The following is a 15210-nucleotide window of genomic DNA, read 5'->3' as shown; positions in this document are numbered from 1 at the left end:
ACCCGGGCCGGGCCCGACTCACAGGAGCCGTTGCGTGAAGGCGCTGGTCAAGGAGAAGGCGGAGCCCGGGCTCTGGCTCGCGGACGTGCCCGAGCCCGCCGTCGGGCCCGGTGACGTACTGATCAAGGTCCTGCGGACCGGCATCTGCGGTACCGACCTGCACATCCGGGCCTGGGACGGCTGGGCGCAGCAGGCCATCCGCACCCCGCTCGTGGTCGGTCACGAGTTCGTCGGCGAGGTCGTCGCCACCGGCCGCGACGTCACCGAGATCAAGACCGGTGACCGGGTCAGCGGCGAGGGCCACCTGGTGTGCGGCAAGTGCCGCAACTGCCTGGCCGGGCGCCGCCACCTGTGCCGGGCCACCGTCGGTCTGGGCGTGGGCCGCGACGGCGCCTTCGCCGAGTACGTCGCCCTGCCGGCCGGCAACGTGTGGGTGCACCGCGTCCCCGTCGACCTCGACATCGCCGCGATCTTCGATCCGTTCGGCAACGCCGTGCACACCGCTCTGTCCTTCCCGCTGGTCGGCGAGGACGTGCTGATCACCGGTGCCGGGCCCATCGGCCTGATGGCGGCTGCGGTCGCGCGGCACGCCGGCGCGCGCAACGTCGTGATCACCGACGTGAGCGAGGAGCGCCTGGAACTGGCCCGCAAGATCGGCGTGAGCCTCGCGCTCAACGTCGCCGGGACCACCATCGCCGAGGGCCAGCGCGCGCTCGGCCTGCGCGAGGGCTTCGACATCGGCCTGGAGATGTCCGGCCGTCCCGAGGCGATGCGCGACATGATCGCCAACATGACGCACGGCGGCCGGATCGCCATGCTGGGCCTGCCGTCCGAGGAGTTCCCGGTCGACTGGGCCCGCATCGTCACGTCGATGATCACCGTCAAGGGCATCTACGGCCGGGAGATGTTCGAGACCTGGTACGCCATGTCGGTGCTGCTGGAGGGCGGCCTCGACCTCGCCCCGGTGATCACCGGCCGTTACGGCCACACCGACTTCGAGGCGGCCTTCGCGGACGCCGCGAGCGGCAGGGGCGGCAAGGTCATCCTGGACTGGACCGCCTGACCCCCGGCCCGGTCCGCCTCCAGGGCACGGGAGCCTGGGCCGGGCAAGGCTTCCGCACCCCGCGGGGAGCCTGTCCCGGCGCAGCGACCGTGTCCAGCCCTCCGGGCCTTCGCGCGCCGCCGCCCCGGCCCGGGCGCCCCCCTTCGGCCCACTCGCCCTCTCACCCCCATGGAGTCTTGGATGTTCACCTCCGTCCGCGACGACCTGCGCGCCACCCTCGACGAGATCCGCGCCGCCGGTCTGCACAAGCCCGAGCGCGTCATCGGCACCCCCCAGTCGGCGACCGTCGAGGTCACCGCGGGCGGCCGGCCCGGCGAGGTCCTCAACTTCTGCGCCAACAACTACCTGGGCCTCGCCGACCACCCCGACGTCGTCGCCGCCGCCCACCAGGCCCTGGACCGCTGGGGCTACGGCATGGCCTCCGTGCGCTTCATCTGCGGCACGCAGGAGGTGCACAAGGAACTGGAGGCCCGGCTGTCGGCGTTCCTCGGCCAGGAGGACACGATCCTGTACTCCTCCTGCTTCGACGCCAACGGCGGTGTCTTCGAGACGCTGCTCGGCGCGGAGGACGCGGTCATCTCCGACGCCCTCAACCACGCCTCCATCATCGACGGCATCCGCCTGTCCAAGGCCCGCCGCTTCCGCTACGCCAACCGTGACATGGCCGACCTGGAGCGGCAGCTGAAGGAGGCGGACGAGGGCGGCGCGCGCCGCAAGCTCGTCGTCACCGACGGCGTCTTCTCGATGGACGGCTACGTCGCCCCGCTGCACGAGATCTGCGACCTGGCCGACCGCTACGGCGCGATGGTCATGGTCGACGACTCGCACGCCGTCGGCTTCGTCGGCCCCGGCGGACGCGGCACCCCCGAACTGCACGGCGTCATGGACCGCGTCGACATCATCACCGGCACCCTCGGCAAGGCGCTCGGCGGGGCGTCCGGCGGCTACGTCGCCGCCCGCGCCGAGATCGTCGCCCTGCTGCGCCAGCGCTCGCGGCCGTACCTCTTCTCCAACACCCTCGCCCCGGTGATCGCGGCGGCCTCCCTGAAGGTGCTCGACCTGCTGGAGTCGGCCGACGACCTGCGGGTGCGGCTGGCGGAGAACACCGCGCTCTTCCGTTCCCGGATGACCGCGGAGGGCTTCGACGTCCTCCCCGGCGACCACGCCATCGCGCCCGTGATGATCGGCGACGCGGCGAAGGCGGGCCGGCTGGCGGAGCTGCTGCTGGAGCGGGGCGTGTACGTGATCGGCTTCTCGTACCCGGTGGTGCCGCAGGGGCAGGCCCGGATCCGGGTGCAGCTCTCCGCCGCGCACTCGACGGCCGACGTGAACCGCGCGGTGGACGCGTTCGTCGCGGCTCGCGCGGAGCTGGAGGGCTGAGCGGAGGGGGCTGAGCGGAGGCGGCTGAGCGGAGCGCAGCCGCCGCGCAGCCGCCGGGGTCGCCGGGCGGCTGGTCGGCCGGGAGGACAACCGGGCCCCCGGCCGGGCGACCGGGGCGCCGGGCCTCACCGAAGCCGACGCCGCTCCCGGCGCCCCACCGGCCCCCGCGGCGCCCGGCCGGGACCGGGCGGCCGACGGGATCGGGCGGCTGGGCCGGTCGGGCCCGTCGGGCGGCCGGGCCGGTGGGGCAGACCGCTGACCGGGCCCGCGTGTCCGGTGAGCGGTGAGCTTGCGATAATCGGCCCATGATCGAAGCGCGGCGGCTGCACATCCTGCGGGCGGTGGCCGACCACCGTACGGTGACGGCGGCTGCCGCCGCGCTCTACCTGACACCCTCGGCGGTCTCCCAGCAGCTGACCGCCCTGGAGCAGGAGACCGGCCACCGGCTGGTGGAACGCGGCGCCAAGGGCGTACGGCTGACCCCGGCGGGCGAGATCCTGCTGAACCACACCAACGCGGTGCTGGCCCAGCTGGAGCGGGCGGAGGCCGAACTGGCCGCCTACGGGTCGGGCGACGCCGGCACCGTCACGGTCGCGGCCTTCGCCACCGGCATCGCCGAGGTCGTTGCGCCCGCCGTGTCCCGCCTGGCCGGGACGGCACCCGGCATCCGGATCCGGGTCCAGGACGCGGAGGGCGACGCGAGCCTGCCCATGGTGCTGGACCGGCAGGTCGACGTGGCGGTCGCCGTCGAGTACCGCGGGGCGCCGCCCGCCGACGACCCCCGCCTCACCCACGTCCCGCTGTACGCCGAACCGTTCGACGCGGTCGTCCCGGTCACCCACCGCATGGCCGACACCTCCGAGATCCCGCTCGCGGAACTGGCGAAGGACCCCTGGATCGGCCCCTACCCCGGCAATCCGTGCCACGACGTGGTCGTCCTGGCCTGCGAGAGCGCCGGCTTCCAGCCCCGCCTCGAACACTCCTCCGACGACTTCCGGGCGGTCGTCGCGCTCGCCGCGGCCGACGCGGGCGTGGCCCTCGTCCCGCGCTCCGCGCTGCGCGGCATGGACCTGACGGGCGTGGTCGTGCGCCCCGTGGACGGTGTGGCGCCCACGCGCCGGGTCTTCGCCGCGGTGCGCCGGGGCGCCGAGGAGCACCCGCTGATCCGCCCGGTGCTGGACGCGCTGGGAGAGGCGGCCGGACACTAGGCCCTGTCGTCACATTCCCGCCTGCATCGCGACGCCATGCACGCACTCTCGCCGCACCGGGCCCGGACCCGAGTACGTCCAGTACGAGGGTCTGGGCCCGGCACGCCGAGAGCACGCACCTGACGCCGCGAGGCCCGCCCTCCGGGCGGACGACGGGAATGTGACGACAGGACCTAGCGGTGCGGTCTCAGGAGAGGCCCGCCCCCGCTACCTGCGCCCGCCTCCGCTGCCGCTCCTGCCGCCGCATCTGCCTCCTGCCTTCTGCCTCCTGCTTCCTGCGGTGAGCGTTCCGTAACACGGGTGTTTCCTGTCCGGGGTAGCTTCCCGGACATGGCGGAGAGGGCACACGTGGAGGACTTCGAAGGCGCCGCGGCCCCGGCGGGCGTCCAGGACTCGCAAGGCGTCCAGAACGCGGAAAGGACGGAAGGCGTGGAGAACGCGGTCCGGGGCGGCGGTGGTGCGCCCGTGACGGTGACCACGGCCCGGCTGGACGCCGCCGAACTCGACGCGCGCGTGGAGGAGTTGGCGGAGCTGCTGACCGACACGGTGGCGGGCGGCGCCTCCGTCGGTTTCCTCGCACCCCTGGGCCGGGCCGACGCGGTCGCCTGGTGGCAGGAGCGGTCGGCCGGCGTGGCGGCGGGCCGGCTGGCGGTGTGGGCGGCGTACGACACGGACGGCCGGGTCACCGGGACCGTCAGCCTCGCCTTCCCCGACAAACCCAACAGCCGCCACCGGGCCGAGCTGGTCAAGCTCATGGTGCACCGGCGCGCCCGCGGCCAGGGCCTGGGCCGCAGGCTGCTGGCCGTCGCGGAGGAGGCGGCCGCGGCGGCGGGCATCACCCTGCTGCACCTGGACACCGAGACCGGCAGCCCGGCGGAGCATCTGTACCGGTCGGCCGGCTGGGCGCGGGTCGGGGTGATCCCGGACTACGCGGAAGACCCGGCGGGGACACTGCGCCCGACGACGATCTACTGCAAGCGGCTGCGAGCGGCCGGTCCGCTGCCGGGGTGACTGTCACTGGGAGCGGCTAGCGTGCCGGACATGCAGGATGCCGAAGACGTACGCCGTATCGCCCTGTCCCTGCCGGACACGACGGAGAAGACCGCCTGGAGCATGCCCACCTTCCGCGTCGCGGGCAAGATGTTCGCCACGCTGCCGGAGGACGAGACCTCCGTCGCCGTGCGCTGTCCCAAGGACGAGCGCGACGAACTGGTCCTGGCGGAGCCGGGGAAGTTCTGGATCGCCCGTCACGAGGCCCAGTTCGCCTGGGTGAGGGTCCGCCTCGCGGCACTGGAGGACGAGGGCGAACTGCGCGACATCCTCGCCGACTCCTGGCGCCAGGCGGCCCCGGACCGGCTCCTGGAGGCCCACCCCGGACTCGGGCTGCCCGCCCAGGGGTGAAAAACCCCTCGGGCGTTGTCAGTGGGCCGTGGCATGATCCGCAGGACGGGGAGGGCGGGCGCGGGAGGGGGCCTCGCCCCCCGCTGCGCCGCAGGCGCGGCGGCGCCGGCCGGGGAGGGGAGCGTCGAAGGAATGACAGGGGCGTCAGGGCGGTCGTCGCCGGGGGAGGAGACGGCGGGGACAGCCGAGGCGGCGGGACCGGCGGGGACCGCCGAGACGGCGGTGGCGGCCAGGGCGGACGGTCCGGCAGGCGTTGCGGTGGGTGCGCCGGCCGGGGCTGGGCCGGCGGTCGGTGCGGCGCGGCCGGTCTGGTCGCGGGACTTCGCGCTGTTCTTCGTCGCCCGCGCCGTCGCCCGGCTCGGCGACACCATGCTGCCTGTCGCACTGGCCGCGGGCCTGTTGCAGCACGGGTACGGCGCGGGCGCGGTGGGCCTCGCCATGGCCTCGACCGCGGCCGCCTTCGCCGGGCTCGTGGTCTTCGGCGGCGTCATCGCCGACCGCTTCAGCACCCGCAGACTGATGATCGGCGCCGACCTGGTGCGCCTGGGCACCCAGTCCGCAGCCGCGGTCCTGTTCTTCTCCGGGCACGTGGTGCTCTGGGAGATCTGCCTCATCGGCGTGGTCAACGGCGTGGCGGGCGCCGTCTTCCAGCCCGGTGTGGCCAGTACGGTGCCGCGCCTCGCCACCGACATCCAGGGCGCCAACGGCGCGATACGGATCGCCGAGTCCGCCGCCCAGCTCGCGGGCCCCGCCGTCGCCGGCCTCCTCGTGGGCTTCGCCTCGCCCGGCGGGGTCTTCGCCGCCCATGGAGCCACCTACGCGATCAGCGCCCTGTGCCTGCTGCTGCTCAGACTGCCGCCGCCGAGACCCGGCAGCCGGCCTGCGGCCGGTCACGGGCAGGGCACCTTCAAGGCCGACCTGGCCGAGGGCTGGCGGGAGTTCCGAGCACGGACGTGGCTGTGGGGTGTCATCGCGATCTGGTGCCTCTACATGATCGCCGTGTGGGGGCCGACCGTCCCGCTGGTGGCCACCGAGGTGGTCCAGCAGCACGGCCCCCGAGCCTACGGCCTGATCAACTCCGCCCTCGGCGCGGGCACCGTCGTCGGCGGGTTCCTCGCGCTGCGGCTGCGCCCGCGGCGGATGCTGCGCGCCGGGGCGGTCGCCCTGTTCGCGTTCGTCTGGTTCCCGGCGGCCGTCGGAGCCGGTCTCGGGGTGGGGTGCATGGCCGCGGGAGCCGCCGTCGCGGGAGCCGGACAGGCGTTCTGGGGCGTGATGTGGGCGACCAGCGTCCAGACGCAGGTCCCCTCCGACGTCCTCAACCGCATCCACGCCTACGACGTGGCGGGCTCCCTCGCCATGATGCCCGTGGGCCAGGCCCTCGCCGGACCGTCCGCCTCCCTGCTCGGCGCGGGGCACGTCCTGCTGGTGTCCGCGGTGATGAGCCTCGTGGTCCCGGTCGCGCTGCTCGCGGTCCCCGCGATACGCGGCCTCGTACGCGCCGACGGACGCGGGCCGCGGGCCGGGCGGGCACATCCGGCGCGGAGCTGACCGCGGCGCTCTCCGAGCCCGCCGCCCCGGCGGCCGCGGCGCCCGCCGCTCAGGCGTTCCCGGCGCCCGGCGCGAGGAACGTGGAGATCCGCTCCCGCAGGGACGGGGCGTCCAGGCCGTGCGCCGCGGCATGCTCCTCGACGGTGCCGTACCGCCGTAGTTCGGCGCGGCCCACCCCCAGGCCCAGGACCCGGTGGGGGACGTCGTGGAGCGCGTCGTTCGCCGCCGCCGTCGAGGTGCCCGCCAGGTACGGCTCGACGAGGACCACGTCGGTGCCGGCCGAGCGGGTGGCCCGGCGCAGGGCCGCCGTGTCGAAGGGCCGCACGGTCGTCGCGTACAGCACGGTGACGTCCAGGCCCTCCGTGGCGCCGAGCACCGCGTCGAGCAGGGGCCCGACGGCGACCACGACCCCGGAACGGCCCTCGCGCACCGTCACGAAGTGCTCGCCGTCCACCGGTCGTCCGTGCGCGTTCGACTGCACGGACAGCCGTACGTACACCTTGTCCTCTCCCGCCGCGACCGCGTGCCGCAGCAGGGTCTCGGCCTCGTCCGGGTGCCCGGGCACGTGGACCGTCCAGCCGTCCAGGGTGTCGAGCAGGGCCACGTCACCGGGCGCCATGTGGGTGTAGCCGCCGGCGGGCCAGTCGAACGAGGCGGCCGCGCTCACCAGCACCGCGCCGGCCCCCTGGTGTCCCAGATCCAGTTTGACCTGCTCGAAGGGGCGCTCCACGAGGAAGCTGGCGAAGGTGTGCAGCACCGGCCGCATACCGGTCAGCGCCAGGCCCGCCCCGGCCCCGACGAGGAGCTGCTCGCGGATGCCCACGTTGATCACCCGGTCGGGGTGCCGCTGCCGGGCGGCGGCGAACGCGTCCTTGCCGATCTCGGCGAGGACGACCGCCACCCGTGGATCCTCGTCGAGCAGACGGGAGACGACGGGGGCGAAACGGTCACGCATGGTGTCCATGGGGATCGGGTCCTTCTGTGTCGGGACGGGAGGCGGGGGAGGGGCGGAGAGGGCACGGGGCACAGGGCGGCCGCGTGCCCGGTAGCCGCGGGAGGCCGGGGAGGTCCGAGAGGGCCGGAGCGGGTTCGGAGGGCCGGAGAGGCCGGGAGGCCGCAGAGTGCGTGAGGCGGCCGTGGCGCCCGGGAAGCGCCCGGTGGCCGCGTCAGGGGGTCTTCGGCTCCACCCGCGCCACCACCACGTGCGGGCGGCCCGGATGCGGCGCGGTGAACGCGGCGTACAGCGCCTCGTGGTCGCGGCCGTCGACGGTCACCGCCGACCAGCCCGCGGCCTCGAAACGGGCGGCGATCCCGCCCGGCCGGGCATGGCTCGCGGAGCCGTTGTCGACGACCACGGTGTGCAGCTGTTCGAGTCCGGCCGGACCGGCGAAGGCGATCGCCTCGTGGTTGCTCCCCTCGTCCAGCTCGGCGTCGCCGGTCAGCACCCACACCCGGGGCTCGTCCAGCCCCTGGGCGCGCAGACCGAGGGCCGTGCCGACGGCGAGGGGCAGCCCGTGCCCCAGCGAGCCGCTGCCGATCTCCACGCCCGGCACCAGGGTCCGGTCCGGATGGTGTCCGAGCGGGGAGACGTAGGAGCCGAAGCCCGGCAGCCACTCCACCGGCACGAAACCCCGGGCGGCGAGAACCGCGTAGTAGGCCATCGGGCCGTGTCCCTTGGACAGCAGGAACCGGTCGCGCCCGGGATCGTCCTCGCTCCCCGGGCCGACGCGGAGCACCCGGTCGTACAGGACCCAGAGCACGTCCAGCGTGGACGTGGCCGCGGGCCCGTGCTTCTCGTCACCCGTCATCAGCCCCATCAGCCGGGGCAGGTCGGCGTACCCGTGGGTGCGCCCGCGTTCTTCGGTGGTGGTCATGGCGACGATCGTGCAACCTCAAGCAAACTTGAGGTCAAGTGCTGCCGGACACGTGCCCCCCGGCACGCGCTCCCGGACGCCTGTTCCCGGACGTGTGCTGTGTACGGGCCGACGGCCCCGGCGTCCCGAGGCGACGCCCCGGTGCCCCGCCCGCGGGAAAAGGCGTGCGCGACCACCGACCCGAGTGCGGTATGGTTTTCCTGCGCGTTCGGCCAGGGGAAACCCCAGGTCAAACGGGCAACGGGACGTGGCGCAGCTTGGTAGCGCACTTGACTGGGGGTCAAGGGGTCGCAGGTTCAAATCCTGTCGTCCCGACTCGCGAGAGTCGCAGATCAGGGCCGGTTTCGGAGCGATCCGAAGCCGGTCCTCGTTATTTTCCGGGGACCGGTGGGGGCGCGTCGGGGACCGGGCTCCTGGGCCGGTGCCGGCGGGTGAGGGCCATCGGGCCCGGCACAGGGCGCGGGGCGCGCAGCACGCCGGGACGTGCCGGGAGCGCCGCACCGCCGGACGTGGTCCTGTGGCCGTCGGGAACGGAGGCCACTGAACCTTGCGCGTCCCGAACTCCGTTGCACGTACGTAGGGTTCACCCGCCGCGGGTGGCCGGAGGCCGGTACGGATCTCGACGGGCACCGCACGCTGACGGGTGGGCGTATCGCGTCAGTGAATCGGAGATGACATGGCCAGGATTTCCAGGGGTATCGCCCGTATCGGCGTCGTCGGAGCCGCCGCGGCGGCCCTGGGCCTCGGGTTCGCGGGATCGTCGTTGGCGGACGTCCAGTACCAGTGGATCGGTGAAGGTGACGGTTCTTGCAGCAAGCAGATCGCCGCCAATGTGTGTTTCTGGGTGGACAACAACTACAAGGGGTACGGCGTGGCGCTGGTGGGGCCCAGCTTCAGCGTGCCGGACATCCTCAAGGAGGGGTTCCCCGTGATGGACAACAAGATCTCGTCCTTCGTCAACAACACCGGCGGGAACTACTGCCTCTACGAGAAGGAGGGTTACGGGGGCGCCGTGATGAAGATGGGTCCCAGGGAGCACTGGGCCAGCCTGCCTGACTGGATCAACGACAAGGGCAGCTCCATGAAGCCCTGCTGACCAGGGATCTCCGAGGGGGTGCGAGGAAGACCCCGCCCGGTGTTCAGGGCGGCCCGGCGGGCCGCCCTGACGTGGCCCGTGCAGGGCGCGGATCCGCTGTCGTGGCCGTCCGGCGACAGGTGTGGGCGGGCTGCGGCGGCGAGGGGGCGGCCGCTCCGGGTAGTGAGGCGGATCGGTTCTTCGAGAGCGGCGCCGATCGCTTCGGGCCGGTGAAGTTCCTGGTCAGGTGAGAGGCGCGAGACGCGCGGGTCGTCCGGCCGGGACGAGTCCCGGGATCCTCATGGGTGCCGCGGGTCCTTCAGGGGCGGGCGTCGGCGTAGCCGCGGGCGCGCACCAGGGCGTGGGTGAGGCGGGTGAAGGCCCGGGCGGCGGCGCTCTCGTAACCGCCCCCGCGGCGCAGCAGGGTGACCGTGCGCGCGGGCAGGGCCGGTTCGAGGGGCACCGGGGTGAGGTGGGGGTGGTCGTGGGTGATGGCGTCGGGCAGCACCGTGACGATCGCCGTGCGGCGCACGATCTCGACCAGGGCCTGGATGGAGTTGGCCTCGACCGCGATGCGCGGGCGCACGCCGTGGGCCTCTAGATGGGCGTCGATGTGCCCCCGGGTGGCGAAGTCACCGCTCAGCAGCGCCAGCTGATGCTCCATCAGGCTGTGCACGGGGAGCGGCGCCGGCGGTCCGTCCTCCGGGCGGTGCGCGCCGGTGACCAGGCTGAGGGTCTCCGTGAACAAGGTCGCCGCGGTGATGCCGGGCAGGTGGGCGCCGGCGAAGGCGATGCCCAGGTCGATGTCGTCGGCGAGGAGCGCCGACTCGATGCGGTCCTGGGTCATCTCCCTGACGTCCAGGGTGATTCCGGGGTGGCGCCCGTGCAGTTCGGCGACCAGCGGGCCCACCAGGTACGCGGTGAACGTCGGCGTCACGGCCAGGCGCAGGTGGCCGCGGGTGAGGTCCTGGACGTCCTGGACGGCACGCTGGGCGGCCGCCAGGTCCCGCAGGGCCCGCCGGGCGTGGCGCGCGTACGTCTCGCCCGCGTCGGTGAGCCGCATGCTGCGGCCGGTGCGGTCGAGCAGTTGCACTCCCACCGTCCTTTCCAGCTGCCTGACCTGCTGGGACAGCGTCGGCTGGGAGATGCGCAGCTCCTCGGCGGCGCGGGTGAAGCTGCCGTGCTCGGCGACGGCCAGCAGGTAGCGCAGATGTCGCAGTTCCAGAGCCATGAGCACGATTATAGATATGACCGATAGAAGTCATGAGTGATGCGTCTTGGACGCTATAGGCACAGGTCATGCAAGGTGGATGCATCGAGCCCGACGGGCCGCTATCCACGAAGGGAGTGACCCATGCGCGACCTCACCGAGGGCGTCACGCGATTCCAGCGGGACATCCACCCGGCCAAGGCGGACCTGTTCGCCCACCTCGCCGGGACCCACGCGCCGCACACGCTGTTCATCGGCTGCTCCGACGCCCGCGTCGTCCCGGAACTGATCACGACGAGCGAGCCGGGCGAGCTGTTCGTCGTCCGCACCGCGGGCAACCTGGTCCCGGCCCACGCGCCGGGCCCGGACGCGGTCGCGGCGAGCATCGAGTACGCCGTCGCCGTGCTGGGCGTCCGCGACGCCGTGGTGTGCGGGCACGCCGGCTGCGGTGCGATGACCGCGCTGGCCGAGGCGCACGACCTGAGCGGGGTCCCGGCGGTCGACCGGTGGCTGCGGCACGCGGACGCCTCCCGGGCCCGTACCCCCGCTCGCGGTGACGTCGCCGCCCTGGTGCGCCAGAACGTGCTCGCCCAGCTCGCGAACCTGGCCACCCTCCCCTCGGTGGCCCGCGCCCTGGCCGAGGGCACCCTCACCACCCACGGCTGGGTCTACGACATCGCCACCGGCGCCGTCGAGACCGTCACCCCGCAGCCGCACTCCGTCCCGGCCCGGCCCACGGCGCCGCACCCCGCCCCGGACCCGCGCTCCGCCACGTCCGCGGCCTGACCCCGGCCGGGCCCCGCGGCAGGCGAACGCCCCGTGGACCCCGCCCGCCCCTCCGCGTCCCGGTCACCGTCGATGCCGTCGCCGTCGCCGTCGCTGTCGTCGTCTCGCGGCCGACCGGGTGTTCCCCCACCCTTGAACCCAGGAAGGACCTTCCCTCATGGTGCACGCCCAGTTCGACCCCGCCGCCCGTCAGGCACTCGCCGCCGCCGCGGTCGAGGCCAAGACCCGCAAGGACCTCAGCTGGCAGCAGATCGCGGACGCGGCCGGCCTCTCCGTCGCCTTCGTGACCGCCGCCGTGCTCGGCCAGCACGCCCTCCCCGAGCAGGCCGCGGAGGCCGTCGCGGAACTGCTCGGCCTGGACGACGACGCCGCGATGCTGCTGCGGACCATCCCGACCCGCGGCTCCATCCCCGGCGGCGTCCCCACCGACCCGACCATCTACCGCTTCTACGAGATGCTCCAGGTGTACGGCACCACGCTCAAGGCACTCGTGCACGAGCAGTTCGGCGACGGCATCATCTCCGCGATCAACTTCCGGCTGGACGTGAAGAAGGTCGCCGACCCCGAGGGCGGCGAGCGTGCCGTGATCACCCTGGACGGCAAGTACCTGCCCACCAAGCCCTTCTGACGACCCCGCCCGTCCCACCCGAGCGGCGGGCAGGGGCGCACCGGCCGCCCCCGCGGGCCCGCCCCGGCCCGCCGCTCATCCCCCAAGGACCGGAAGGACACCCCCGATGGACTTCGCACAGCACACCATCGACATCGCCCGCCGCAACGTCACCGAGGGCGGACGCCCGTTCGCGACCGTCATCGTCAAGGACGGCGAGATCCTGGCCGAGAGCGCCAACCGGGTCGCCCAGACCGACGACCCCACCGCGCACGCCGAGATCCTCGCCATCCGCGAGGCGTGCACCCGGCTCGGCACCGAGCACCTGGTCGGTACCACCATCTACGTCCTCGCCCAGCCGTGCCCGATGTGCCTCGGGGCGCTCTACTACTGTTCGCCCGACGAGGTCGTCTTCCTCACCACCCGGGACGCCTACGAGCCGCACTACGTGGACGACCGCAAGTACTTCGAACTCGACACCTTCTACGACGAGTTCGCCAAGGACTGGGACGAGCGCCGGCTGCCGATGCGGCACGAGCCGCGCGACGCCGCCGTCGACGTGTACCGGCTCTGGCAGGAACGCAACGGCGGCGAGCGCCGCGTCACGGGCGCCCCCACCGCAGCCTGAAGGAGAGCCGTGAACCCGACCGAACGGGAAACCCGCCCCACCGGACCGGGCAGGGACCCGGCCGCACCGACGGCCGACGACATGCCCCACCTGGAACGTGCCGTCGAGCTGGCGGCCGAGGCACTGCGCGCCGGGGACGAGCCCTTCGGCTCACTCCTGGTCGGCGCCGACGGGCGGGTCCTGGCGGAGGACCGCAACCGCGTCCGTAGCCTCGGCGACCGGACCCGGCACCCGGAGTTCGAGCTGGTCCGCTGGGCCACGGCCCACCTCACCGAGGACGAGCGGGCCGCGGCCACCGTCTTCACCTCGGGCGAGCACTGCCCGATGTGCGCGGCCGCCCACGGCTGGGCCGGCCTGGGTCCCGTCGTGTACGCCCACTCCGCCGCGCAGTTGACGCGGTGGCTGGCCGACCTCGGTGTGCCGCCGTCCCCGGTGCGCTGCACGCCCGTCCTGGACGTGGTGCCCGGCCTGGAGGTGCGGGGGCCCGCACCGGCGCTGGCCGGCCGGCTGCACGACCTGCACCGCGCGTTCGCTACAGCACGGCGATCCCCAGCGGGCGGTGACCGGCCGCCAGGCGCGTGACGTGGCCCGTGCCGAGGTCGACGGCGCTGAGGCCGTCCCAGTACCCGGCGCGGGTGAAACCGCCCGACACGTAGGCGGTGCGTCCGTCCGCCGACAGGGCGACGTCCTCGTGCGGCCCGTCGAGCGGAATGACGCGCTCGTGGCCGCCGGGCGAGCGCACGGTCAGGGACGGCCCGCCGTCCCGGGACGGATCGACCGGCCCGGTGCCGACCACGTAGAGCGTGCCGTCGGCACCGGCCGTGACGCCGTGCTGGTGGGTGCCGGCGGTCATCGGCTCGATGCGCACCCGCCCGGTGCGGGGGTCGGCGACCGCGAGGCGTTCGCCCTCGAAGGGCAGCAGCAGGGCGCCGTCGGACGGGCGTACGGCGGCGTAGTGCGGCTTGAGCCAGGAGCCGAGGCCGCCTTCGGTGCCGTAGGGGGCCACCTCGATGCGGCGTCCGGCCCAGGTGCCGGTGTCGACGGCCGTGACGTCGAAGGAGTCGTGACCGGTGACGTAGACGCGGCGGCCGTCGGGGGAGACGTCCACGTCGAAGGGACGGCGTCCCACCGGCACGGTCCGCACCACCGCGCGGCGCCGCGCGTCGATCACCTCCAGGGCGCCGTCGCCGCCGGGGACGTTCACCCCGGCGTACACGTGCGCGCCGTCCGGCGACAGCGCGATGCCCATGCCGCCGCCCCGGTACTCCCCGGTGGTCACCGGGCCCGTGTCCGTTCGGTACGGAATCAGCGCGACGCGCCGCCGGGTGAGGGTGTCCACCGCCGCGACACCCTCGGCCGTCGCCACCCAGGCCGTGCCGTCGTCGCCGAGCGCGATGCCGTACGGGGCCGTGCCGACCGTCACCGAGCCGATGCCGGCCGCGCCCCCGTGCCGTGCCGGGTCGACGAAGGTCACCGTGTCGGCGCCGAAGTCGGTCACCAGCAGGGCCCCGTGCGGCAGCGGTGCGGCCGGGGCGGCGGAACGATCCGGACCGCCCGTGTGGCCCGGTCCCGGTCCGGTTCGCGGTGCGGCCGAGCGGGCGGGCACGGCGGGGGAGCCGGCCGCACCGTCCGGCGCACACCCGGCCAGCACGGCCACGGCCGCGAGGAGCGCGCACCCGACGGCCGCCGGGCGCCGCCGCCTCACGCGCCGGCCTCCTCGCCCCGCGAGGCCGTCCGCCCCTCGACCGCCAGCAGCACGGCGGCGATCCCGCGGAAGCCGCGGCGCTCGGCGTGGACGCGGGCCGTGACGCCCTCGGCGTCCGGCAGCAGCGGGTCGGCGCCCGCCGCGAGCAGCACCTCCACGACCTCCTGGTGGGTGCGTCCGCCGTCGCCGAGGATCACCGCCTCCAGCAGGGCCGTCCAGCCGAGCCGGTTGACGTGGTTCACGTCGACGTCGGTCTCGGCCAGGACCGCCCGCACGTACGCCACGTGTCCGCGTTCGGCGGCCGGGATCACCGAGACCCCGCCGAACCGGTTGGTCAGGCTCACGTCCGGGCCGCCGGGCAGCAGCGCCCGCATCATCGCCACGCTGCCGGTCACCCCGGTGGCCAGCCAGGCACTGTCCTGCCGGTCGTCCTGCGCGTTCACGTCCGCGCCCGCCCCGACCAGCACCTCGGCCGCGGGCACCTGGTCGGCGAGGGCCGCCAGCAGCAGTGGCGTGCGGCCCTCCTCGTCGCGGGCCTCCAGGCCCGCGCCCGCTGCCAGGGCCGCGCGGACGGCGGGGACGTCGCCGCCGCGCGCGGCCTCCAGCAGGGCGCGGTCGGCAGGGGAAAGTGACTTCTTGGCCACGGCGGAACTCCTCCACGGGGTGACGGTGACGACGGGACGGCGAGGGCCCGGAGACAGTGTGGCGGCGCGCGGGGCGGGGAC

At 74.3% G+C, this 15210-nt stretch carries 16 protein-coding genes and 1 tRNA gene; 12 read left to right on the top strand and 5 right to left on the bottom strand.

Going from position 1 to position 15210, the window contains the following annotated elements:
- The first annotated feature begins 34 nt into the window (after positions 1–34).
- From tdh to AC6I72_RS04365, 6 genes are all read left to right on the top strand, one after another.
- Positions 35–1063: an L-threonine 3-dehydrogenase gene (tdh, locus tag AC6I72_RS04390; protein ID WP_497999547.1), complete on the top strand. Its 1029-nt coding sequence runs from the start codon at positions 35–37 to the stop codon at positions 1061–1063.
- A gap of 180 nt (positions 1064–1243) precedes the next feature.
- A complete protein-coding gene (locus AC6I72_RS04385; protein ID WP_497999546.1) occupies positions 1244–2443 on the top strand; it encodes a glycine C-acetyltransferase in 1200 nt (399 codons plus the stop codon).
- A gap of 305 nt (positions 2444–2748) precedes the next feature.
- Positions 2749–3651 (top strand): LysR family transcriptional regulator, encoded by a 903-nt coding sequence (locus tag AC6I72_RS04380; protein WP_497999545.1) that lies wholly within the window; start codon positions 2749–2751, stop codon positions 3649–3651.
- A gap of 471 nt (positions 3652–4122) precedes the next feature.
- Positions 4123–4662, top strand: a complete 540-nt coding sequence (locus AC6I72_RS04375) for a GNAT family N-acetyltransferase (protein WP_498004588.1) — start codon at positions 4123–4125, stop codon at positions 4660–4662.
- 30 nt (positions 4663–4692) lie between these two features.
- Positions 4693–5052 (top strand): MmcQ/YjbR family DNA-binding protein, encoded by a 360-nt coding sequence (locus AC6I72_RS04370; RefSeq protein ID WP_497999544.1) that lies wholly within the window; start codon positions 4693–4695, stop codon positions 5050–5052.
- 258 nt (positions 5053–5310) lie between these two features.
- Positions 5311–6600, top strand: coding sequence for an MFS transporter (locus tag AC6I72_RS04365; RefSeq protein ID WP_497999543.1), 1290 nt, complete (start codon positions 5311–5313; stop codon positions 6598–6600).
- A gap of 49 nt (positions 6601–6649) precedes the next feature.
- Here AC6I72_RS04365 and AC6I72_RS04360 read toward each other — a convergent pair whose 3' ends face one another.
- Both AC6I72_RS04360 and AC6I72_RS04355 read right to left on the bottom strand, forming a co-directional pair.
- The gene (locus AC6I72_RS04360; RefSeq protein ID WP_497999542.1) at positions 6650–7564 is read right to left on the bottom strand and encodes a transketolase family protein; all 915 of its coding nucleotides are present in this window, start codon (positions 7562–7564) and stop codon (positions 6650–6652) included.
- A gap of 202 nt (positions 7565–7766) precedes the next feature.
- Complete coding sequence (locus AC6I72_RS04355; RefSeq protein WP_497999541.1) at positions 7767–8474, bottom strand: thiamine pyrophosphate-binding protein; 708 nt, start codon at positions 8472–8474, stop codon at positions 7767–7769.
- A gap of 241 nt (positions 8475–8715) precedes the next feature.
- Between AC6I72_RS04355 and AC6I72_RS04350 the strand changes: the two genes are divergently transcribed.
- A tRNA-Pro gene (locus AC6I72_RS04350) sits at positions 8716–8789 on the top strand.
- Between the two features lie 361 nt (positions 8790–9150).
- A complete protein-coding gene (locus AC6I72_RS04345; protein ID WP_497999540.1) occupies positions 9151–9570 on the top strand; it encodes a peptidase inhibitor family I36 protein in 420 nt (139 codons plus the stop codon).
- Positions 9571–9868: 298 nt separating this feature from the next.
- Here the strand turns inward: AC6I72_RS04345 and cynR are convergent, their stop codons facing one another.
- Entirely contained in the window at positions 9869–10780 is a 912-nt protein-coding gene (gene cynR, locus AC6I72_RS04340) for a transcriptional regulator CynR (protein WP_497999539.1), read from the bottom strand.
- A gap of 123 nt (positions 10781–10903) precedes the next feature.
- Between cynR and AC6I72_RS04335 the strand changes: the two genes are divergently transcribed.
- The 4 genes from AC6I72_RS04335 to AC6I72_RS04320 all read left to right on the top strand — a co-directional run bounded on the left by AC6I72_RS04335 (position 10904) and on the right by AC6I72_RS04320 (position 13362).
- Complete coding sequence (locus AC6I72_RS04335) at positions 10904–11545, top strand: carbonic anhydrase (protein WP_497999538.1); 642 nt, start codon at positions 10904–10906, stop codon at positions 11543–11545.
- A 157-nt stretch (positions 11546–11702) separates the two neighbouring features.
- Positions 11703–12173 (top strand): cyanase, encoded by a 471-nt coding sequence (cynS, locus tag AC6I72_RS04330; protein ID WP_497999537.1) that lies wholly within the window; start codon positions 11703–11705, stop codon positions 12171–12173.
- A 106-nt stretch (positions 12174–12279) separates the two neighbouring features.
- A complete protein-coding gene (locus AC6I72_RS04325) occupies positions 12280–12780 on the top strand; it encodes a nucleoside deaminase (protein WP_497999536.1) in 501 nt (166 codons plus the stop codon).
- An 81-nt stretch (positions 12781–12861) separates the two neighbouring features.
- Positions 12862–13362 carry a nucleoside deaminase gene (locus AC6I72_RS04320; RefSeq protein ID WP_498004587.1) on the top strand — a complete coding sequence of 167 codons (501 nt, stop codon included), beginning with the start codon at positions 12862–12864 and terminating at the stop codon, positions 13360–13362.
- On the opposite strand, the gene AC6I72_RS04315 is transcribed toward AC6I72_RS04320, so the two are convergent.
- Positions 13313–14485 carry a YncE family protein gene (locus AC6I72_RS04315; protein ID WP_497999535.1) on the bottom strand — a complete coding sequence of 391 codons (1173 nt, stop codon included), beginning with the start codon at positions 14483–14485 and terminating at the stop codon, positions 13313–13315. The two genes, AC6I72_RS04320 and AC6I72_RS04315, sit on opposite strands and share 50 nt — an antisense overlap.
- Complete coding sequence (locus tag AC6I72_RS04310) at positions 14482–15129, bottom strand: ankyrin repeat domain-containing protein (RefSeq protein WP_497999534.1); 648 nt, start codon at positions 15127–15129, stop codon at positions 14482–14484. Before AC6I72_RS04310 ends, AC6I72_RS04315 begins: the two co-directional genes overlap by 4 nt.
- Positions 15130–15210 lie beyond the last annotated feature (81 nt).

Source organism: Streptomyces sp. Xyl84 (assembly GCF_059731885.1).
The sequence above is the reverse complement of the archived record's forward strand: the minus strand, read 5'-3'. Positions and strand labels throughout refer to the sequence as shown.